Annotated in this window: 21 protein-coding genes; 14 read left to right on the top strand and 7 right to left on the bottom strand. The window is 40.5% G+C overall.

Features of this window, described 5'->3' with window-relative positions; translation table 11 throughout:
- Positions 1-18 precede the first annotated feature (18 nt).
- The 4 genes from GKC25_RS08270 (at position 19) to GKC25_RS08285 (ending at position 5,907) form a co-directional block, all read left to right on the top strand.
- The gene (locus GKC25_RS08270) at positions 19-3,162 is read left to right on the top strand and encodes a bifunctional cytochrome P450/NADPH--P450 reductase (RefSeq protein WP_034660764.1); all 3,144 of its coding nucleotides are present in this window, start codon (positions 19-21) and stop codon (positions 3,160-3,162) included.
- A gap of 192 nt (positions 3,163-3,354) precedes the next feature.
- Positions 3,355-4,263, top strand: a complete 909-nt coding sequence (locus GKC25_RS08275) for a trypsin-like serine peptidase (RefSeq protein ID WP_095285213.1) — start codon at positions 3,355-3,357, stop codon at positions 4,261-4,263.
- Positions 4,264-4,530: 267 nt separating this feature from the next.
- Positions 4,531-4,911 carry a NucA/NucB deoxyribonuclease domain-containing protein gene (locus tag GKC25_RS08280; RefSeq protein ID WP_045210079.1) on the top strand — a complete coding sequence of 127 codons (381 nt, stop codon included), beginning with the start codon at positions 4,531-4,533 and terminating at the stop codon, positions 4,909-4,911.
- 147 nt (positions 4,912-5,058) lie between these two features.
- Positions 5,059-5,907, top strand: coding sequence for an STAS domain-containing protein (locus tag GKC25_RS08285; protein WP_095285214.1), 849 nt, complete (start codon positions 5,059-5,061; stop codon positions 5,905-5,907).
- Positions 5,908-5,940: 33 nt separating this feature from the next.
- On the opposite strand, the gene GKC25_RS08290 is transcribed toward GKC25_RS08285, so the two are convergent.
- On the bottom strand, positions 5,941-6,483 hold the full coding sequence (locus GKC25_RS08290) for an IseA DL-endopeptidase inhibitor family protein (RefSeq protein WP_034660768.1): 543 nt from the start codon (positions 6,481-6,483) through the stop codon (positions 5,941-5,943).
- 294 nt (positions 6,484-6,777) lie between these two features.
- Between GKC25_RS08290 and GKC25_RS08295 the strand changes: the two genes are divergently transcribed.
- Positions 6,778-7,215, top strand: coding sequence for a hypothetical protein (locus GKC25_RS08295; RefSeq protein WP_034660769.1), 438 nt, complete (start codon positions 6,778-6,780; stop codon positions 7,213-7,215).
- 47 nt (positions 7,216-7,262) lie between these two features.
- Here GKC25_RS08295 and lexA read toward each other — a convergent pair whose 3' ends face one another.
- Positions 7,263-7,883 (bottom strand): transcriptional repressor LexA, encoded by a 621-nt coding sequence (gene lexA / locus GKC25_RS08300; protein ID WP_003212311.1) that lies wholly within the window; start codon positions 7,881-7,883, stop codon positions 7,263-7,265.
- 159 nt (positions 7,884-8,042) lie between these two features.
- On the opposite strand from lexA, the gene yneA reads away from it, so the two are divergent.
- The 6 genes from yneA (at position 8,043) to GKC25_RS08330 (ending at position 12,457) form a co-directional block, all read left to right on the top strand.
- Positions 8,043-8,354 carry a cell division suppressor protein YneA gene (gene yneA, locus GKC25_RS08305; protein WP_034660770.1) on the top strand — a complete coding sequence of 104 codons (312 nt, stop codon included), beginning with the start codon at positions 8,043-8,045 and terminating at the stop codon, positions 8,352-8,354.
- A gap of 17 nt (positions 8,355-8,371) precedes the next feature.
- Positions 8,372-9,019, top strand: coding sequence for a YneB family resolvase-like protein (locus GKC25_RS08310; protein WP_003211322.1), 648 nt, complete (start codon positions 8,372-8,374; stop codon positions 9,017-9,019).
- A gap of 69 nt (positions 9,020-9,088) precedes the next feature.
- On the top strand, positions 9,089-9,319 hold the full coding sequence (locus tag GKC25_RS08315; RefSeq protein WP_034660771.1) for a DUF896 domain-containing protein: 231 nt from the start codon (positions 9,089-9,091) through the stop codon (positions 9,317-9,319).
- Positions 9,320-9,506: 187 nt separating this feature from the next.
- Positions 9,507-11,510, top strand: coding sequence for a transketolase (tkt, locus tag GKC25_RS08320; protein ID WP_034660772.1), 2,004 nt, complete (start codon positions 9,507-9,509; stop codon positions 11,508-11,510).
- A 197-nt stretch (positions 11,511-11,707) separates the two neighbouring features.
- Positions 11,708-12,154, top strand: a complete 447-nt coding sequence (sirA, locus tag GKC25_RS08325; RefSeq protein ID WP_012010100.1) for a sporulation inhibitor of replication protein SirA — start codon at positions 11,708-11,710, stop codon at positions 12,152-12,154.
- Between the two features lie 84 nt (positions 12,155-12,238).
- The gene (locus GKC25_RS08330) at positions 12,239-12,457 is read left to right on the top strand and encodes a YneF family protein (protein ID WP_003212379.1); all 219 of its coding nucleotides are present in this window, start codon (positions 12,239-12,241) and stop codon (positions 12,455-12,457) included.
- Positions 12,458-12,718: 261 nt separating this feature from the next.
- Here GKC25_RS08330 and GKC25_RS08335 read toward each other — a convergent pair whose 3' ends face one another.
- Positions 12,719-12,892 carry an aspartyl-phosphate phosphatase Spo0E family protein gene (locus GKC25_RS08335; RefSeq protein ID WP_369810454.1) on the bottom strand — a complete coding sequence of 58 codons (174 nt, stop codon included), beginning with the start codon at positions 12,890-12,892 and terminating at the stop codon, positions 12,719-12,721.
- A gap of 208 nt (positions 12,893-13,100) precedes the next feature.
- On the opposite strand from GKC25_RS08335, the gene GKC25_RS08340 reads away from it, so the two are divergent.
- Together GKC25_RS08340 and GKC25_RS08345 are read left to right on the top strand one after the other, a co-directional pair.
- The gene (locus GKC25_RS08340) at positions 13,101-13,808 is read left to right on the top strand and encodes a cytochrome c biogenesis CcdA family protein (protein WP_034660773.1); all 708 of its coding nucleotides are present in this window, start codon (positions 13,101-13,103) and stop codon (positions 13,806-13,808) included.
- A 94-nt stretch (positions 13,809-13,902) separates the two neighbouring features.
- Positions 13,903-14,385 carry a CcdC family protein gene (locus GKC25_RS08345; RefSeq protein ID WP_034660774.1) on the top strand — a complete coding sequence of 161 codons (483 nt, stop codon included), beginning with the start codon at positions 13,903-13,905 and terminating at the stop codon, positions 14,383-14,385.
- A 21-nt stretch (positions 14,386-14,406) separates the two neighbouring features.
- Here the strand turns inward: GKC25_RS08345 and GKC25_RS08350 are convergent, their stop codons facing one another.
- From GKC25_RS08350 to sspO, 4 genes are all read right to left on the bottom strand, one after another.
- Positions 14,407-14,835 carry a DUF2621 domain-containing protein gene (locus tag GKC25_RS08350; protein ID WP_034660775.1) on the bottom strand — a complete coding sequence of 143 codons (429 nt, stop codon included), beginning with the start codon at positions 14,833-14,835 and terminating at the stop codon, positions 14,407-14,409.
- Positions 14,836-15,094: 259 nt separating this feature from the next.
- Positions 15,095-15,496: an Hsp20/alpha crystallin family protein gene (locus GKC25_RS08355; protein ID WP_034660776.1), complete on the bottom strand. Its 402-nt coding sequence runs from the start codon at positions 15,494-15,496 to the stop codon at positions 15,095-15,097.
- Between the two features lie 102 nt (positions 15,497-15,598).
- Positions 15,599-15,745 (bottom strand): small acid-soluble spore protein P, encoded by a 147-nt coding sequence (locus tag GKC25_RS08360; RefSeq protein WP_003211331.1) that lies wholly within the window; start codon positions 15,743-15,745, stop codon positions 15,599-15,601.
- A gap of 16 nt (positions 15,746-15,761) precedes the next feature.
- On the bottom strand, positions 15,762-15,908 hold the full coding sequence (sspO, locus tag GKC25_RS08365) for a small acid-soluble spore protein O (RefSeq protein WP_034660777.1): 147 nt from the start codon (positions 15,906-15,908) through the stop codon (positions 15,762-15,764).
- Positions 15,909-16,128: 220 nt separating this feature from the next.
- Between sspO and acnA the strand changes: the two genes are divergently transcribed.
- A complete protein-coding gene (gene acnA / locus GKC25_RS08370; RefSeq protein WP_034660778.1) occupies positions 16,129-18,858 on the top strand; it encodes an aconitate hydratase AcnA in 2,730 nt (909 codons plus the stop codon).

The raw sequence follows: 18,858 nt of genomic DNA on the forward strand, positions 1-18,858 counted from the left end.
TATAAAGGGAGTGGGCACATGCAACAAACATCAATCATTCCAAAACCAAAAACATACGGACCTTTTAAAAATATTCCCCATATCAAAAAGGGGGAGCTTTCTCAAACCTTTTGGCGTCTTGCAGATGAATTAGGACCGATCTTTCAGTTTGAATTTTCAAAAGCAACAAGTATTTTTGTTTCCAGCCATGAACTTGTCCAAGAAATATGTGATGAGAGCCGTTTTGATAAATACATTGGGAGCAGTCTCAATAAAGTAAGAGCATTTGCAGGAGATGGGTTATTTACGAGCTGGACAGAAGAACCGAACTGGAGAAAGGCTCACCACATCTTGATGCCGGCGTTTAGCCAGCAGGCCATGAAGGGCTATCATGAGATGATGCTCGATATTGCCACACAGCTTGTACAAAAATGGCAAAGAACAGGCCGTGATGAAGAAATTGAAGTAGCAGAGGATATGACAAAGCTTACTTTAGATACGATCGGACTTTGCGGTTTTGATTTTCGATTTAACAGCTTTTATAAAGAAAATCAGCATCCATTCATCGAAAGTATGCTGAATGGTTTAAACGAAGCGATGGATCAGGCGAGCCGGTTGCCGGTTGCAGATAAGCTAATGATCAAAAGAAGAAAAAAATTTGACCAAAATGTCGATTTTATGAAGCAATTAGTAGATGACATTATTCAAGAACGAAAAAAACAAGATAAAACGGGCGATGATTTACTGTCCCTCATGCTGCATGCAAAGGATCCTGAAACAGGAGAGCGCCTGTCAGATGAAAATATCCGCTATCAAATCATTACCTTCTTAATAGCTGGGCACGAAACAACAAGCGGGCTGCTATCCTTTGCGATTTATTTCTTATTAAAGAATCCAGAAAAATTAAAGAAAGCCGTCCAAGAAGCAGATGATGTGCTGCAAGGCGGACTGCCAACATTTAAGCAGGTACAAAAACTAAATTACACTCGTATGGTTTTAAATGAATCACTTCGCCTCTGGCCAACAGCGCCTACGTTCTCTCTTTATGCGAAAGAGGACACCGTCATCGGAGGGAAATACTCGATTGAAAAGAATCAAAGTGTCTCCGTGCTGCTCCCTAAGTTACATCGTGATCAAGCGGTATGGGGAGAGGATGCGGAAGAATTTAAACCAGAGCGGTTTCTACACCCTGAAAAGATCCCGCAGCATGCCTACAAGCCTTTTGGGAATGGACAGCGTGCATGTATTGGTATGCAATTCGCCCTTCATGAAGCCACTATGGTGCTAGCGATGGTCCTGCACAATCTGGAATTGATTGATCACACATCATATGAACTTGATTTAAAAGAATCTCTGACGATTAAGCCAAACGATTTTAAAATCAAAGTGCGGCCAAGGAAGCAGCAACTCTTTATGGCACCACCGAAAGAAGAGACGAAAAAAAGCACAAAATCTGATGAGTCAAAAGTGGCCAGTCACGGTACACCACTGCTTGTTCTATATGGATCAAATCTTGGCACGGCGCAGCAAATCGCAAACGAATTTGCTGAAGACGGGAAAGCAAAAGGGTTTGACGTGACCACTGCTCCGCTTGATGACTATACACGCCAATTACCAGATAAAGGTGCAGTCTTAATCGTGACTGCTTCATACAATGGACATCCGCCTGACCATGCGAAAAAATTTGTGGATTGGGTCACGCAGGATGAAGAGCAGGATTTATCAAACGTGACATTTGCTGTTTTTGGATGCGGAGATCGAAATTGGGCGAGTACGTACCAGCGTATTCCTCGTCTCATTGATGAAGCACTTGAAAGTAAAGGTGCAAAGCGTGTAGCTGATTTAGGAGAAGGCGATGCAGGCGGAGATATGGATGAGGATAAAGAAACATTCCAGAAAACGGTCTTCAAGCAGCTTGCAAAAGAATTTAAGTTCACCTTCCAAGAGAAAGGTAAGGAAAAGCCAAAACTATCAGTTGTTTATACAAATGAGCTAGTAGAACGTCCTGTGGCGAAAACGTATGGTGCTTTTTCAGCTGTTGTACTGAAAAATGAGGAATTACAATCTGAAAAAAGTGAGCGGCAAACAAGACATATTGAACTGCAATTGCCTGAAGGGAAACAATACAAAGAAGGGGATCATATCGGAATTGTTCCGAAAAATAGTGATGCACTCGTGCAGCGGGTGATCAATCGCTTCAATCTTGATCCTAAGCAGCACATCAAGCTTTCTTCTCAGAAAGAAGCAAGTCATTTACCTTTAGATCAGCCGATTCAAATGAGAGAATTACTTGCGTCACATGTTGAGCTTCAAGAGCCTGCAACACGTACGCAGCTAAGAGAGCTCGCAGCATATACAGTTTGTCCGCCTCACCGCGTGGAGCTTGAGCAAATGGCTGGTGAAGCATATCAAGAAGCCGTTTTAAAGAAACGAGTAACCATGCTGGACTTATTAGATCAATATGAAGCGTGTGAGCTGCCGTTTGTGCACTTTTTAGCACTTTTACCAGGTTTGAAGCCGCGCTATTACTCAATTTCTAGCTCACCAAAAGTCGAAGAAAAAAGAGTCAGTATCACAGTGGCGGTTGTGAAAGGTAAAGCGTGGAGCGGCCGCGGAGAATATGCCGGAGTCGCATCAAACTATTTATGCGGTCTGCAGGCAGGAGAAGAAGTCGCCTGCTTCCTCCACGAAGCGCAGGCAGGATTCCAGCTGCCACCTTCATCTGAAGTACCGATGATCATGATCGGACCGGGTACAGGAATCGCTCCATTTAGAGGGTTTGTTCAGGCAAGAGAAGTGTGGCAGAAGGAAGGAAAACCACTAGGCGAAGCTCACCTGTATTTTGGCTGTCGTCACCCTCTTGAAGATGATCTGTATTTTGAGGAAATGCAGCTTGCAGCGCAAAAAGGAGTTGTTCACATCCACCGGGCTTATTCTCGTCACAAAGAGCAAAAAGTATATGTCCAGCATTTGTTGAAAGAAGACGGCGGCATGCTGATCAAGTTACTTGACCAAGGTGGGTATCTTTACGTGTGCGGGGACGGAAAAGTTATGGCACCAGACGTAGAGGCTACGCTTATCGACCTCTATCAAAACGAGAAACATTGCTCGAAGGAAACAGCTGAAAATTGGCTGACAACCCTTGCAAATGACAATAGATATGTAAAAGATGTGTGGAGCTGAAAAATTAGGAAGACCGCCAATTAGGCGGTTTTTTCTATTTCATAGAGAGAGATCAATAGAATGAAGGTTGGAAAGATACAAAACACCTAATTTAAAAATGAAATATTTTGTAAAAAATAAGAATATTCTCTCATTTACTCCAATATGAAACAATCGTATGATTTTTGATATAGGACATAAAGGAGGAATATGATGAAAAAGGTGAAAATGTTACTCCCTTCTCTACTCGTTTTTGGTGCTTTAAGTGTGCCTAGTTTTGCCCATGCCACATCGGATTCAGTACTAACGTCTGATTATGACATGGTGACTTCTGATGGAAAGGTGATCTCTTCAAGTGATTTCCACAATGATACGAAATCCCCCTCATCCTTTGACAAAGTGGATGATCTTTCTTCTACTGTTGGCGAAAAAGTAAAACCACTCTCAAAATATTTAAAAGACTTTCAAACAAAAGTCGTCATTGGAGACGATGGAAGAACAAAAGTAGCAAACACAAGAGTGGCACCATATAATTCAATTGCTTATATTACATTTGGCGGCTCAAGCTGCACGGGGACACTCATTGCCCCTAACAAAATTTTGACAAACGGGCACTGCGTGTACAATACAGCATCGAGAAGTTATAGTGCAAAAGGATCGGTGTATCCAGGCATGAACGATAGTACAGCGGTGAATGGCTCAGCAAACATGACGGAGTTCTATGTACCAAGCGGATATATCAATACAGGCGCGAGCCAATATGATTTTGCCGTGATCAAAACAGATACGAACATTGGCAATACGGTCGGTTACCGCTCTATCCGTCAGGTGACAAACTTAACTGGGACAACGATTAAAATTTCTGGATATCCAGGTGATAAAATGAGATCGACTGGCAAGGTGTCGCAGTGGGAGATGTCAGGTTCTGTGACAAGAGAAGATACAAATCTCGCATACTATACGATTGATACATTTAGCGGAAATTCAGGCTCAGCGATGCTAGATCAAAATCAGCAAATCGTTGGGGTTCATAACGCAGGGTATTCAAACGGAACGATTAATGGCGGTCCAAAAGCGACAGCTGCCTTTGTTGAATTTATCAACTATGCAAAAGCGCAATAAAAGCTAGAGCACAAAGCTTGTTTCCTTCATAGGGGACAAGCTTTTTTATATGGATAGAATCACTGGTTTCTATCTGTCTAACCTGAGAGATTCATTGAGTTCTCAGCCTCATCATTTTTTTCACATGTCATTCGTGAACCGCTCATACATTAAAATAACACATTTCCTTTAAGTCAAGATTCTGCTTGAGAAAAATGAGGAGGTCTCACACTTTTGAAAATGAGAAGAGGCTGGATCACTGGTGTCGCCTTATGCTTTGTGATATGGATGGGCACGTTGTTAGGTGGATTTGGGGAGAAACATGCGGCAAAAGGTGCGGATCGATATGATCATGTCATTCAATTTCCAAAGGAACGGTACCCTGAAACAGGCAGCCATATTCAAGAAGCCATTCGAAAAGGGCATTCAGATGTGTGTACGATAGACCGAAATGGAGCAGATGCCCGCAGGCAAGAATCATTAAAAGGAATTCCGACTAAACCTGGCTTTGACCGGGATGAGTGGCCGATGGCGGTTTGTCTTGAGGGAGGAAAAGGTGCGAGTGTTCAATATGTCAGCCCATCTGATAATAGGGGAGCAGGCTCATGGGTTGGACACCAGATCAGCGGTTATCCTGATGGGAAAAGAATTTTATTTATTGTGAAATAAAACTGGATGAGAGGCACCTGTGAGTAGGTGCCTTTTTTGTTGATGATCAGAGCGTATTGGAGCTAGCAGGGACAAAAGATTCAGTGGTACAATGGATCTTTAAGGTACAAAGACTGTCAAGAAGAAAATGTGAAGGGACATATGCTTATGGATAAGAACCGTGCATTATACGATTTTTTTATGCAACATGCAGAGAAACTGACTGAAACTTGGTATGAATCAATTGAGGATGATGATCCAGAATCAATCTATCGTTCAACAGATTCCAGCATCATAGCAGAGCTGAAACGGCAAAATCAAGATTATTACCAGCATTTTATACGTGCTCTTATTGAAGACAAGACATATTTACATACTGAGTTTAAAAAGTGGTCTGAAGACTTAGCCAGTGACCCGAAGCATTTAAATACACCATTAGATTATGTTGTGAGAGAATACATGTCCAATCAAAGAGTAGTCCTTCATTACTTAAAAGAATTTATTAAACAGCGTCAAGATGAAATTGATATTGACCGCATCTTTTATTGGTATGATTTAATTTCAGAGGCGTTTAATATTTCAATTCATGTGTTTATCCAGCAATATGTGAAAAATACAACGAGGAAGCTCGTGGCACAAAGAGACATGATTTACGAGCTGAGCTCACCTGTCATTGTTTTAAAAAATCATATTGCGTTATTGCCGTTAGTAGGTGACATTGATACAGCGAGAGCAAAGATGATTTTAGAAAATACGCTGAAACAGTGCTCGCAAAAAGGCGTACAGCATTTATGTATTGATTTATCGGGCGTTGTCATTATTGATACAATGGTGGCTCATCAAATCTTTGATCTTGTCACATCACTTCGGTTAATTGGAGTAGAGACGACCATTTCAGGCATCAGACCAGAAATTGCCCAAACAGCCGTGCAGCTTGGGCTTCCTTTTAATGAATTTCGCACGGCATCATCACTTGCTCACGCGCTGGATCGCATGACTGAATTTTCTCCAATATAAAAACCAGGCCGATTGAATGGCCTGGTTTTTGATTTAGATGACAGCGTCAATTTTTGTGACTTTCCAATCTTTTTGTACTTTTTCGTACGTAACAGTTCGTTTTACTTTGCGTCCATCAAGTGTTGGGACGGTGAATTCATATGTGCGGACCGTTTGTTTTTTAGAGACAAGTTTAGGTGTGGCTTTATCCCAATTAAGCATGTTGTCTCCGTCACCGACTGGAACAGCCATTTTGCCTTTATGAACAATGAACTGGTAGTCTTTTAAACCTTGATTGATGGCATCTTTTGTGAAAACTTGAGATAGGTAGCTGTTTAGTTTTTTCTTTGTATCAAATGTTTTAGAAAGATAGTTGTATGTCATGTCTTTATAGCTAAATGATTTTAATTTGTAATCGGAATGTTCATTAATTTTGTAGCCTGACATCGCACTCCAAAAGTGTTCTCGTGCGTCAAGGGCAATATGTAACGCTTCTTTATTTGTCAAAGCGGCTGGTTTTTTAGAAGCGGCCAATGTTGTAGATTGTAATGAGATCATAAGCATAATAGCAGTTAATAAAACGAATAATTTTTTCAAGGCGATTGCCTCCTTTTCTCAATGAAAACTTCTTATGTTACAAATGTTACAATAATTACAGTGATATTACAAGTATTAATTCTAAATGTTTTTTATTTCTTTTCTTTCTATATATATAACGTTTGAGGGAGACAAAAAGTTTTCATTTTTTTATTTTTTCTTTATATCTACTATTTAACCGTTCTAAAGAAGAACAAAACGTTTTTTGGAAAAATTTTTGTTTGGACGTTCAACACGCTTTTTCATTTATGACATATACTATCGTGATGAATGTCTAAGAAAGTGGTGTTGAATATGTATTATCCGTATGAAGGTATGTGGAATGGGTACTCATATGACAGGCAGATGCAAGGATGGCCATCACTCCCTATTCCTCAAGTTGGAGGATTTCCAGGGTTTCCAATCGGAGGAGGAGGCACTGGACCCGGATCAAGCGGATCAGCTCCGCCAGCTCCGCCGCAGCATATCATTTCGCAGTATCAGCAAGCATTATCACAGCCTCAAAGCATGCAGTCACTTATTTCAGGGCAAACAGGTGGAGGCCAGCAATCTGTTCAATTTGCAGCGGGATGTAATAGAAGATGGACGATTGTGTTCATGAGAAACGGTCAAGTGTTTTTAATGTATGTCCTATCCTCACAGCCTTTCGGGAGGACAACTGGCTTTATTTGGCCAAACTTTACATTTGGTTCCTTCCCAAGCTCGCGTATTCTAGCATATTCTTGTTCATAAAAGAAAAAGCCGGTTCTCATCAGCAGCTGATGAAATACCGGCTTTTTTTAGTGAATATTTCTAAATACGCCAATCACTTTACCTAGTATACTTACATTCTGTAAAATAATCGGTTCCATAGATGGGTTCTCTGGCTGTAATCTAAAGTGTGTATCTTCTTTATAGAAACGTTTCACTGTCGCTTCATCTTCCTCTGTCATGGCGACGACAATATCTCCATTGTTAGCGGTGCTTTGCTGACGCACAATGACATAGTCCTTGTCCAAAATTCCTGCATCAATCATACTTTCTCCCATAATTTCAAGCATAAATACTTGTTCATCTGGTGCTGCAAAAGTCTCTGGAAGAGGGAAGTATTCTTCTACATTCTCAACAGCCGTAATAGGCAGGCCTGCTGTTACTTTTCCGATGACTGGTACGTTCATTACAGCACTCTTAGGAATATTCATTTCCTCTTCATCTAGTACTTCGATCGCTCTAGGTTTTGTCGGGTCTCTTCTAATTAAGCCCTTTGTTTCTAGTCTAGCTAAATGTCCATGAACCGTTGAACTGGATGCTAGACCGACAGCTTCTCCAATTTCACGAACGGATGGGGGATAGCCCTTACTTTTTACTTCTTCTTTGATGAATGTCAGGATATCGAGTTGTCTTTTTGATAGCTTCGTCATCTTTTGCACCTCAAAACGTCAATTTTAAAGAAATTATAGCATGTTTTTCCTAACAGTACAAACATAGGTTCGAAAAAAACGTTTGACAGAAACGTTTGTTCGTATTTATAATGAGTGACAGAAAGAGCGAACACATATTCTGTTAGGAGAGATGACATTATGAGGTTAAAAGAATCTATTATTTTTATTGGGGTATTCTCATTCATCGTTGGCATATTTCTCTCACTTATTGCAGTCACAAGCCATAATGATCCAAATCAGTATGTTAAAATAGAGGTTCAATCAGGTGATACTCTTTGGGGGTTAGCTGATCAAGTAAACGACAGCAAATCAATCGACAAAAATGCGTTTATTGACTGGGTCACAGAACACAATGATCTTGCTTCAACGGAAATCCAGCCTGGTGACATTCTTGTCATACCAGTCAAAAAAGAGCATCCAGTCGTATATCAACTTGCAACAGTACAATAGAAAGGTCGATTGAAGTCATGAATGCAATCATCTATGCGAGAGTAAGCACTGTCAAAGAAGAGCAGGAAACCTCGCTGAAGAGACAAGAAGAAGAACTGCTGGCTTTAGCTGCTATGCACAAGATGAATGTGGTGAAAGTCATCAAAGAAAAAGCAAGCGGATATGATCTAGATCGTGATGGTGTGTTTGATATGCTAGCTACACTAAAAGAAGAGTCAATTGATGCCGTTCTTATCCAGGATGAAACGCGTCTCGGAAGAGGACAAGCAAAAATTGCGCTTCTTCATTGTCTTTTTAAAGAGAACGTAAAGGTGTACAGTACGTTTCATAGAGGCGAGCTTGAGCTTTCAGAAGCAGATGAAATGGTTATTGAGATCGTAGGAGTAGTTGAAGAGTATCAACGAAAAATTCATAACCTGAAAATCAAGCGGGGAATGAGAAGAGCTGTTGAGCGCGGGTATCAGCCCGAACTGAATTTAAAACAGCAGGATCATGCGCCTGGCCGTGAGCGTATTGAAGTGCCGATTTCAGAAATTGTTCGATTAAGAAAAAACAACATGACATTCGCAGAAATTGCAGCAACTCTTCAGGCACTAGGTTTTGACATTTCAAAAGCAACGGTCCATAGAAGGTATCAAGAATATGAAAAAGGTCTGACCACCTAAAGCTTGATTTGTTGTCAAAATGATTGATATTTAGTAGTATGTAGAGAAAATGTTTTAAAGGAGTTTGTCATGATTTCTAAAAAGCAGCTTGCAAGAATCAATGAGCTTTCAAAAAAGTCGAAAGAGACCGGTTTATCAGACGCTGAAAAAACAGAACAAAAGCTATTGAGAGAAGAGTATTTAAAAGCTTTTCGTTCTTCTATGAAAAATACACTTAAAACCGTGAAAATCGTTGATCCTGAAGGAAACGATGTCACACCAGAAAAATTAAAAAGAGAAAGAGATCAAAATCTTCACTAAGTCTGTGATTTCTTAAATTTTGAAAAGATGGGAAGTATATTCTCATCTTTTTTCATATTTGCATAACTTTTTAGGTGATCGATAAACTAAATGTGACAAAATCACTCTTTTTCAGCGTGAAATAGTTGTGAAAAAAGGACAGTAGATTTATGATAATGGTGTACACAAGATACGGAAGGGGATTTATATGGAAACGATTGAATTGAAATCTATTGCAACAATACGTACTCTCTCCATAGACGCAATTGAAAAAGCGAATTCCGGTCACCCTGGAATGCCAATGGGTGCTGCACCAATGGCATACGCTTTATGGACGAATCACTTAAACGTAAGTCCGCAAAACCCTAATTGGTTTAACAGAGACCGTTTTGTTTTATCTGCGGGGCATGGTTCTATGCTTCTATATAGCATGCTTCATTTAAGCGGATACAACCTGAGCATCGATGATCTAAAACAATTCCGCCAATGGGGTAGCAAAACACCTGGACACCCTGAATTTGGACATACAGAGGGCGTAGATGCTACAACAGGTCCTTTAGGGCAGGGGATTGCCATGGCAGTTGGTATGGCACTTGCAGAAAGACATCTTGCGGAAACGTATAACAAAGACAACTTTAATGTTGTAGATCACTATACATACAGCATTTGCGGAGATGGGGACTTAATGGAGGGAATTTCCTCTGAAGCTGCTTCACTTGCTGGTCATTTAGGCTTAGGCCGTTTAATTGTTCTTTATGATTCAAATGATATTTCATTAGATGGCGACCTAGATCGTTCATTCTCTGAAAATGTGAAGAATCGTTTTGAAGCGATGAACTGGGAAGTTCTCTATGTGAAAGACGGCAACAACATTGAAGAAGTGACGGCTGCTATCGAAAAGGCGAAACAAAGTACAGACAGACCTACATTGATTGAAGTGAAAACAACGATTGGTTTCGGATCGCCTAACCGTGCAGGAACGTCTGGTGTGCATGGTGCACCGCTTGGCAGCGATGAAGCCAAGCTGACGAAGGAAGCTTACTCTTGGACGTTTGAAGAAGATTTCCATGTACCTTCTGAAGTGTACGATCATTTCAAAGAAGCTGTAAAAGACGCTGGTCAGAAAAAAGAAGCAGCTTGGAATGAACTATTTGAACAATATGAAAAAGAATACCCTGAGCTTGCAGCTCAACTGAAGCTTGCGATTGAAGGAAAGCTTCCTGAGAATTGGGAACAAGAGATTCCTGTTTATGAAGCAGGTTCAAGTCTTGCCTCCCGCGCTTCTTCAGGCGAAGTATTAAATGGCATTGCGAAGCAAGTACCTTTCTTTATTGGCGGGTCTGCTGACCTTGCAGGTTCAAACAAAACAACGATTAAAAACACAGACGATTTTGGTAAAGATAATTATGCCGGCAAGAATATTTGGTTCGGTGTCAGAGAATTTGCAATGGGTGCCGCGTTAAACGGTATGGCACTTCACGGCGGCCTTCGTGTATTCGGCGGAACGTTCTTTGTTTTCTCAGATTACTTAAGACCAGCGATTCGTCTTGCTGCCTTAATGGGACTTCCAGTCACTTATGTCTTTACTCATGACAGTATCGCTGTTGGGGAAGATGGTCCGACGCATGAGCCGGTTGAGCAGCTTGCTTCATTACGTGCGATGCCTAATCTTTCTGTTATTCGCCCAGCGGATGGAAACGAAACAGCTGCAGCGTGGAAACTTGCTGTATCTTCAACGGATAAACCGACAGCACTAGTTCTGACTCGTCAAAACCTTCCAACGATTGACCAAGCACCAGAGAAGGCGTATGAGGGAGTAGAAAAAGGTGGATACGTCGTCGTTGAAGCTGCTGATGCACAGCCCGAAGCACTTCTACTCGCTTCTGGATCTGAAGTCGGTTTAGCGATTGAAGCGCAAAAAGCACTTGAAAAAGAAGGGATCCGCGCGTCTGTTGTCAGTCTTCCTGCATGGGATCGTTTCGATCAGCAGTCAGATGAATACAAAGAATCAGTCCTTCCTACAGCAGTGCGGGCTCGTATTGCGATTGAAATGGGAGCTTCACTTGGCTGGGAGCGTTACACTGGTCTTGATGGTGACGTGATTGCCATTGATAAATTTGGCGCTTCTGCACCAGGTGAAACCATTATTGAGAAATACGGATTTACTGTCAGCAATGTGGTCAGCCGTGTGAAAGCAAAGCTGAACAAATAACCAGTCTCCAAGCATCATGCTTTTTTCCATCTGTTTGCAGAGCATTTTCATCCGCTCTGCAAACTTTTTTCTTTTTTCTTGTTTTTTTGACAAAACTAGTTTCTTCTTGCTTCATATATAGACAATTCTTTCTTTCGCATTTTTGTATAATACAAGCAATATACGAGATTGACGAAATGTGAAAGGAAGGGATAGACATGGAACGCCATTATTATATTTATTGGATTGAGGATGAATTTGCACATCATTATTTTGGCAGAGAATCGATTTTGTTTCATTTGTTTGAGTCGTTACACTGGACGAACCGCACGGAAGATGAATTGGTGATGCTTGTGAAACAAGTGGATTACGTGACGAAACGAATCCCTGCTTTTCATATGCACCAGCGATTAATGAACAACTTAACGAACATTCACTATACACAAATTGGCTCGATATACAGCGCTTCCTTACCTGATGGAAAAGGAACGGCTGCATTTATTATAAAAGACCGTTATATCCAAATGTCTGCCACCGGCAGTTACGAGGCAGAAGCGGTGTTTTTTGAAGTGCTGAGAAAAATTAGTCCTTGCTTTCTTGCGATGGACTTTGGTTCAAAGAAGCATGGGTGGCTCAATCCGGTAAAAGTGAGGAATTTTGTTTAAAAAAATAAAATTGAACGTGAAATGTTGTATAATAGCCTTTTGTTTAGTACACTTTATACGAGACAACATGAAGGAGGAAGAATTATGGATTTATGGGTTGTCATCCTTGTAGGCGTTGTTGCACTGCTTGCAGGAGTTGCACTCGGATTCTTTATTGCTCGTAAGTATATGATGAGCTACTTGAAAAAGAATCCACCAATTAATGAACAAATGCTTCGAATGATGATGATGCAAATGGGCATGAAACCGTCCCAGAAGAAAATCAATCAAATGATGAAAGCCATGAACAACCAAGCGAAATAATACGTACGATATTATGATCATAGATGGAACATGGTTATAAAGAATGGACAAGCGTTGTCCTATCTTTATTGAATTCACCTTCATCAGACGCTTTAAAACCACTGTACTTGCATGAATGAAGCAGGGAAGGTGGTTTTTATTTTTGCGTCAGCCTCCTGTTAAAAACAAAAAACCCCTGTAATCAGAGGTTTTTGTTTCGTTTATGGTCACATATCAACTGTTCTAAAAATCGTGCAGCATGATAGATATCATGAGATATGATTAGTTGGCTGAGTTTGAGTGTAAGTGTCGTTGATATTGTAAGAGAAGATGATCTAGCTGCTGGCTATGTTCGATGGTCACTGTTGATGTCATCCCATTATGCAAGACAACTTTCATCAGCTCTTCTCTTTTTTCTTCGATTTGAGTTAATAATGATGTTTTTACCAAAGTCATGTTCCTTTCATGCAAATCTTGATAAAAAGAATCGATTTTATTATATCCATTTTAAGGTTTATTTTCAAATTTAAAGGATTCGTTATCTTGATGTCAAATTAAATTATATAAGGTTTTAAGAGAATAGACCATCTTTATTGAGAGGATGTAAAAAAAATGAAATGATTTTGTCATCTCTTATTGTATATTGTAAGAAGGGGGTGTTCTTTTGACAGATTTGAATTACTTTTTAGCTTTTGGAGCAGGGTTTCTTTCTTTTATCTCACCATGCTGTCTGCCGCTTTATCCAGCCTTTTTATCGTATATTACGGGCGTTAGTATAGATGAAGTGAAATCTGAGAAGGTGATGCTGAGAAGAAGAAGTCTGCTTCATACCTTATTCTTTTTAGTTGGATTCTCTATTATATTTATTGCGATTGGCTTTGGGACATCGTATGTTGGGAAGTTTTTTTATGATTACCATCAAGCAATTCGCCAGGTTGGAGCCATTCTCATTATTTTCTTTGGTTTTATGATTCTTGGTGTCTTCCAGCCTTCTTTCCTTATGGGGGAAAAGAGAATGCAGTTCAAAAATCGTCCTGCTGGTTTTTTTGGGTCAATTCTCATCGGAATGGGCTTTGCCGCTGGATGGACACCTTGTACAGGACCTATTTTATCTGCTGTTATCACACTTGCTGGTAACAATCCGGAGTCGGCTGTCACATATATGATTGCGTATGTATTCGGATTTGCCGTTCCGTTTTTTGTTCTATCCTTTTTCATCACGAAAATGACGTGGATCAGAAAGCGCCAGCAGCTTATCATGAGAATTGGCGGGATCATTATGATTGTGGTAGGGATATTGCTGTTCTTTGATCTTCTGACATGGATTATCATCATGTTCTCCTCATTGTTCGGCGGATTTACAGGCTTTTGAAATCGTTTTCTACAGTCGCGGCGAATGGTTTTTTTTCGTCAATTGGAGTATATTATACATAGGCTGACCTTAAAGAATAAAGGAATGATTTGATATGATGGTCTTGATCTCTTCTATAATTGCGATATGTATGGCGGTAGCCGTCATGTTTATTCGCATTAAGTCATCTGCAAAACCTGCAACCGCAAAAAAAATTATATTACCTCCTATTTTCATGAGCACTGGGGCACTAATGTTTTTTGTTCCTATGTTTCGAGTAACTGGGGCTGAATTTCTAGAGGCGATCACAGTGGGGATGTTTTTCTCCATCTTTTTAATCAAAACATCGAAGTTTGAAATTAGAGGGAATGACATTTATTTAAAGCGATCAAAAGCATTTGTGTTTATTCTCATTGGACTTCTTGTTCTTCGTATCGGGATGAAGACCATCCTGAGTTCTTCTATTGATTATGGTTCTCTAAGCGGGATGTTTTGGATTCTTGCCTTTGGCATGATCGTACCTTGGCGCGTTGCTATGTATTTGTCGTTTAGAAAGCTGTCTAAGCAATTAGATCCGCAGCAGGTTCAAATGAATTAAACCTCCTTTTGATAAAGGAGGTTATTTTAATAACGATTCATATGGCGTGTGATCGATGTCTTTTTCTTGAAGGCGCTTCAGTAAAAACTTATGATCCCGCTTTGGGGTAGCGATAATATAGCCGCGAATGATTAAATCTAAATTAATGCTGGCAGCTTGTTCTTTTAAAGCCAGCTCGCCAATCTTTCCCGCAATTTTTTCTTTGGCTACATCTCTAAACAGCTCTGGAACAGGTAATACGAGTTCATTTAAAAGCTTTTTGTCTTCTTCCCGCCATAGGTGGAGGCTCTTTTGAATATATTCATCCTGCCAATCAAGCTCTGATTTCCCATCTTCCTTCGGCAATCGTTTTAAAAATTTGCGAAACATAAAAAAGCCACCGATTGCGAGTAATCCGATCATCACCGTACCCCAAAATAAAATGAACCACAAAAACCAGCCGCTTAACATGTTCTCACTCCTTATACCCCTCGTCTCTTATCTTATTTTACATGAAGAGATGATAGAAGAAAATAACAAAAATGTATGTCTCTCATCTCTATGAACGCCTTTTTTCATTAATAACTGCCCATTTACTAGAAAGACCCAAACCATCTAGTAGAAAGAGAATACCTTATCATATAGCGACTCTACTATTTGGCCATGGTGGTTCGCAAAAGGTATTGACTTGACACGAACGGAATAGAGCCCACCAAATGAAGGTGGGCTCTTAATGTTTGAAGTGCGGGATTTGAAAGGAAAATGCCCCGCTTGGATGGTCAGAACTTTTTTTAATTCTTATCGAAATGATTCGGTTTTCGTATTCTGTTTCAATATCTTTGTCGTTCAAATAAAAAGGGAGCATGACACTTTTTTCAATTGGCTGTTCGCCTTCATCATTTGGCTTTTGTACCGTGTAAGCGAGAGTCAGCTCATGTCCAGCGAAGGTCAGCTTTACATCAGTGATCGATAGGGTGGATACATCAATCTCAATAATATAATCACGGCTTGTTTCATAAAGGTCAATTGGGAGGTGTTCATCATACCAGGCAAATGGATCATCCATTAAAACATTGAGCCAATCATCTATTTCTAGAAAATCAGAGGAATTCGATTGCTTTTCATTCTCCATAAACACTCCTCCATCACATCTCATAATAAATGATATGTTGAGAACTGAAATGTGTGAAAGACCTAAAACATCCCGCTTTGCCACGGGATGAGAGGAGAATATTTACATATCGTGATGAGAATTGTGCTTTTGTCTTGTATGGTTGCGGTTTTTCACTTTTTTACTGCCTGATAATGGCTCAGGCTGTCCGCCTTGATGCTCCTTAGGTGAGTTTTGACGGATGTCTTTTCCTGTGTTTTTATTCGTCATGGTGATTGCTCCTTTCTTATTGGTTTTTTTTACGTTTTTTATTGTTTTGTCTTTGTTCTTCTGTTAAAACGAGTTGGTCATCTTCAATATAACCTGCACCATTCCCTTGGCTTTTGGCTGCGTTCATGCCGTCAATCACATGATTTGCTTTGCGTTTTGTCATGTTCTATCACCTCAATTGTAGTATGATCCCGCCCTGCTTGGTTTATGAAGAGTAATCATTTCCTGATGATAAGCTAAACTTATTGAATTTAATAAAAGCATTGTTATTTACTTATGTATGAATTTGTTTTAAGATGAAATTGTGAGAAAATTGTGGTGAAATACGACGATTTTTCTGAGAATTGAAATTGATCTTGATCATCAAAAGGGGGATTTTGGACATGTCGAAACAGCAGCAAGTCGCTAAACAAGACGCTTTTCAATCTAGAAAAACGTTTTCGACAAATGGGAAAACGTATCACTATTATTCGTTAGAAGCACTAGAGAAACAAGGAATCGGAAATGTTTCTAAGCTGCCTTATTCCATTAAGGTACTTTTAGAATCAGTGCTTCGCCAAGTAGACGGTAGAGTGATCAAGAAGGAACACGTTGAAAACTTGGCAAAATGGGGAACTGCCGAGGTCAAAGAAATTGATGTTCCATTTAAACCTTCTCGTGTTATTTTACAAGACTTCACGGGTGTACCAGCCGTCGTTGACCTTGCTTCTTTAAGAAAAGCAATGGCAGATGTAGGCGGGGATCCGGATAAAATCAACCCTGAAATTCCAGTTGACCTTGTCATTGACCACTCAGTACAAGTTGATAAAGCTGGAACTGAAGATGCTTTAAACATTAACATGGATTTAGAATTCGAACGTAACGCAGAGCGTTATAACTTCCTTAGCTGGGCAAAGAAAGCGTTTAATAACTATCAAGCTGTTCCGCCTGCAACAGGGATTGTTCACCAAGTAAACTTAGAGTACCTTGCAAGTGTTGTTCATGCGATTGAAGAAGATGGTGAGATCATCACTTACCCAGATACATTGGTTGGTACTGACTCTCATACAACCATGATCAACGGTATCGGCGTACTTGGATGGGGCGTTGGCGGTATTGAAGCAGAAGCTGGTATGCTCGGTCAGCCTTCATACTTCCCAGTACCAGAAGTCATTGGTGCTAAATTAGTTGGAGAGCTTCCAAACGGAACGACTGCAACTGACCTTGCATTAAAAGTGACACAAGTTCTGCGTGAAAAAGGCGTAGTGAACAAATTCGTTGAATTTTTCGGACCTGGAGTTGCACAACTGCCGTTAGCGGATCGTGCAACGATTGCGAATATGGCGCCTGAATACGGTGCTACTTGCGGATTCTTCCCAGTAGATGAGGAAGCTCTTGCTTACCTTCGCCTTACTGGACGTGATGAAGAGCAAATTAATATCGTTGAAGAATATTCTCGCGCAAATGGCTTATTCTATACGCCAGATGCAGAAGAGCCAATTTTTACGGATGTTGTGGAAATTGACCTTTCTCAAATTGAATCAAACTTATCTGGTCCAAAGCGTCCACAAGATTTGATTCCACTTTCTGAAATGAAAGAGACGTTCCATCAGCACATTGAAAGCCCAGCTGGTAACCAAGGTTTTGGCTTAGAAAAATCGGAGCTGGATAAACAAATTGAATTTGATCTTGCAAATGGTGAAAAAGCTGTGATGAAGACAGGTGCGATTGCGATTGCAGCGATTACGAGCTGTACGAATACATCGAATCCATACGTCTTAATCGGAGCAGGTCTTGTTGCGAAGAAAGCAAGTGAGCTTGGTATGAAGGTGCCAAACTACGTGAAAACGTCACTAGCACCAGGTTCTAAGGTTGTGACAGGATACCTCGTGAACTCAGGACTTCTTCCATACTTAAGAGACCTCGGATTTAACATCGTTGGGTATGGCTGTACAACATGTATCGGAAACTCAGGACCGCTTGCGCAAGAAATCGAGGATGCTGTCTCTGAAAATGATCTGCTGATCACTTCTGTTTTATCAGGTAACCGTAACTTTGAAGGGCGTATCCACCCGCTTGTGAAAGGAAACTACCTTGCATCTCCACCATTAGTTGTGGCGTATGCACTTGCTGGTACGGTGAATATTGATTTAACAAAAGACCCTATCGGTGTGGATAAAAATGGTGAGAACGTTTATTTCGATGATATTTGGCCATCAATGGACGAAATCAACAGCGTCGTCAAAAGCACTGTCACACCTGAGTTATTCCGTTCAGAGTATGAAACTGTTTTTGACAACAATGACCGCTGGAATGAAATTAAAACGACGGATGATGCATTGTACAAATGGGATGAAAATTCCACATACATTGATAACCCGCCATTCTTTGAAAACCTATCAGTTGAACCTGGTAAGGTTGAACCGCTTAAAGGCTTGCGCGTCGTTGCCAAGTTCGGTGACTCTGTGACAACTGACCATATTTCTCCTGCTGGAGCGATTGGTAAAGACACACCTGCGGGTAAATACTTGCAAGAAAGAGGCGTATCGCCTAGAGACTTTAACTCATACGGATCTCGCCGTGGTAACCACCATGTCATGATGAGAGGTACTTTTGCAAACATCCGTATTAAGAACCAAATCGCACCAGGAACAGAAGGCGGATATACAACTTATTGGCCAACTGGTGAAGTGACATCCATTTATGATGCATGCATGCGATATAAAGAAGATGGTACGGGTCTTGCAATCTTAGCAGGTAAAGACTACGGAATGGGTTCTTCACGTGACTGGGCTGCAAAAGGAACAAACCTTCTTGGAATTAAATTTGTTCTAGCTGAAAGCTTTGAGCGTATCCATAGAAGTAACCTTGTCTTCATGGGCGTACTTCCTTTACAGTTTAAAGACGGAGAAAGTGCAGAAACTCATGGTCTAACAGGAACAGAAACATTTGAAGTTCATGTTGATGAAACAGTTCGTCCACGTGATCTTGTCACTGTGAAAGCAATTGATACAGATGGCAATGAGAAAATATTTGAAGTGGTTGTTCGTTTTGATAGTGAAGTCGAAATTGACTACTATCGTCATGGCGGTATCCTTCAAATGGTACTTCGTGAAAAATTGGCAAGCAACTAA

It is taken from the genome of Bacillus pumilus (assembly GCF_038738535.1).
Taxonomy (GTDB): Bacteria; Bacillota; Bacilli; order Bacillales; family Bacillaceae; genus Bacillus.

Bases quoted from the DNA above. Each gene is read 5' to 3' on its own strand.
- GKC25_RS08355 (WP_034660776.1), bottom strand. From the start codon at position 15,496: ATGGAGAATGAAAAGCAATCGAATTCCTCTGATTTTCTAGAAATAGAT.
- GKC25_RS08280 (WP_045210079.1), top strand. From the start codon at position 4,531: ATGGGCACGTTGTTAGGTGGATTTGGGGAGAAACATGCGGCAAAAGGT.
- GKC25_RS08360 (WP_003211331.1), bottom strand. From the start codon at position 15,745: ATGACGAATAAAAACACAGGAAAAGACATCCGTCAAAACTCACCTAAG.
- lexA (WP_003212311.1), bottom strand. From the start codon at position 7,883: ATGACGAAGCTATCAAAAAGACAACTCGATATCCTGACATTCATCAAA.
- acnA (WP_034660778.1), top strand. From the start codon at position 16,129: ATGTCGAAACAGCAGCAAGTCGCTAAACAAGACGCTTTTCAATCTAGA.
- GKC25_RS08270 (WP_034660764.1), top strand. From the start codon at position 19: ATGCAACAAACATCAATCATTCCAAAACCAAAAACATACGGACCTTTT.
- sspO (WP_034660777.1), bottom strand. From the start codon at position 15,908: ATGACAAAACGCAAAGCAAATCATGTGATTGACGGCATGAACGCAGCC.
- yneA (WP_034660770.1), top strand. From the start codon at position 8,043: ATGAGGTTAAAAGAATCTATTATTTTTATTGGGGTATTCTCATTCATC.
- GKC25_RS08350 (WP_034660775.1), bottom strand. From the start codon at position 14,835: ATGTTAAGCGGCTGGTTTTTGTGGTTCATTTTATTTTGGGGTACGGTG.
- GKC25_RS08315 (WP_034660771.1), top strand. From the start codon at position 9,089: ATGATTTCTAAAAAGCAGCTTGCAAGAATCAATGAGCTTTCAAAAAAG.
- GKC25_RS08345 (WP_034660774.1), top strand. From the start codon at position 13,903: ATGATGGTCTTGATCTCTTCTATAATTGCGATATGTATGGCGGTAGCC.
- GKC25_RS08310 (WP_003211322.1), top strand. From the start codon at position 8,372: ATGAATGCAATCATCTATGCGAGAGTAAGCACTGTCAAAGAAGAGCAG.
- sirA (WP_012010100.1), top strand. From the start codon at position 11,708: ATGGAACGCCATTATTATATTTATTGGATTGAGGATGAATTTGCACAT.
- GKC25_RS08335 (WP_369810454.1), bottom strand. From the start codon at position 12,892: ATGACTTTGGTAAAAACATCATTATTAACTCAAATCGAAGAAAAAAGA.
- GKC25_RS08295 (WP_034660769.1), top strand. From the start codon at position 6,778: ATGTATTATCCGTATGAAGGTATGTGGAATGGGTACTCATATGACAGG.
- tkt (WP_034660772.1), top strand. From the start codon at position 9,507: ATGGAAACGATTGAATTGAAATCTATTGCAACAATACGTACTCTCTCC.
- GKC25_RS08330 (WP_003212379.1), top strand. From the start codon at position 12,239: ATGGATTTATGGGTTGTCATCCTTGTAGGCGTTGTTGCACTGCTTGCA.
- GKC25_RS08275 (WP_095285213.1), top strand. From the start codon at position 3,355: ATGAAAAAGGTGAAAATGTTACTCCCTTCTCTACTCGTTTTTGGTGCT.
- GKC25_RS08285 (WP_095285214.1), top strand. From the start codon at position 5,059: ATGGATAAGAACCGTGCATTATACGATTTTTTTATGCAACATGCAGAG.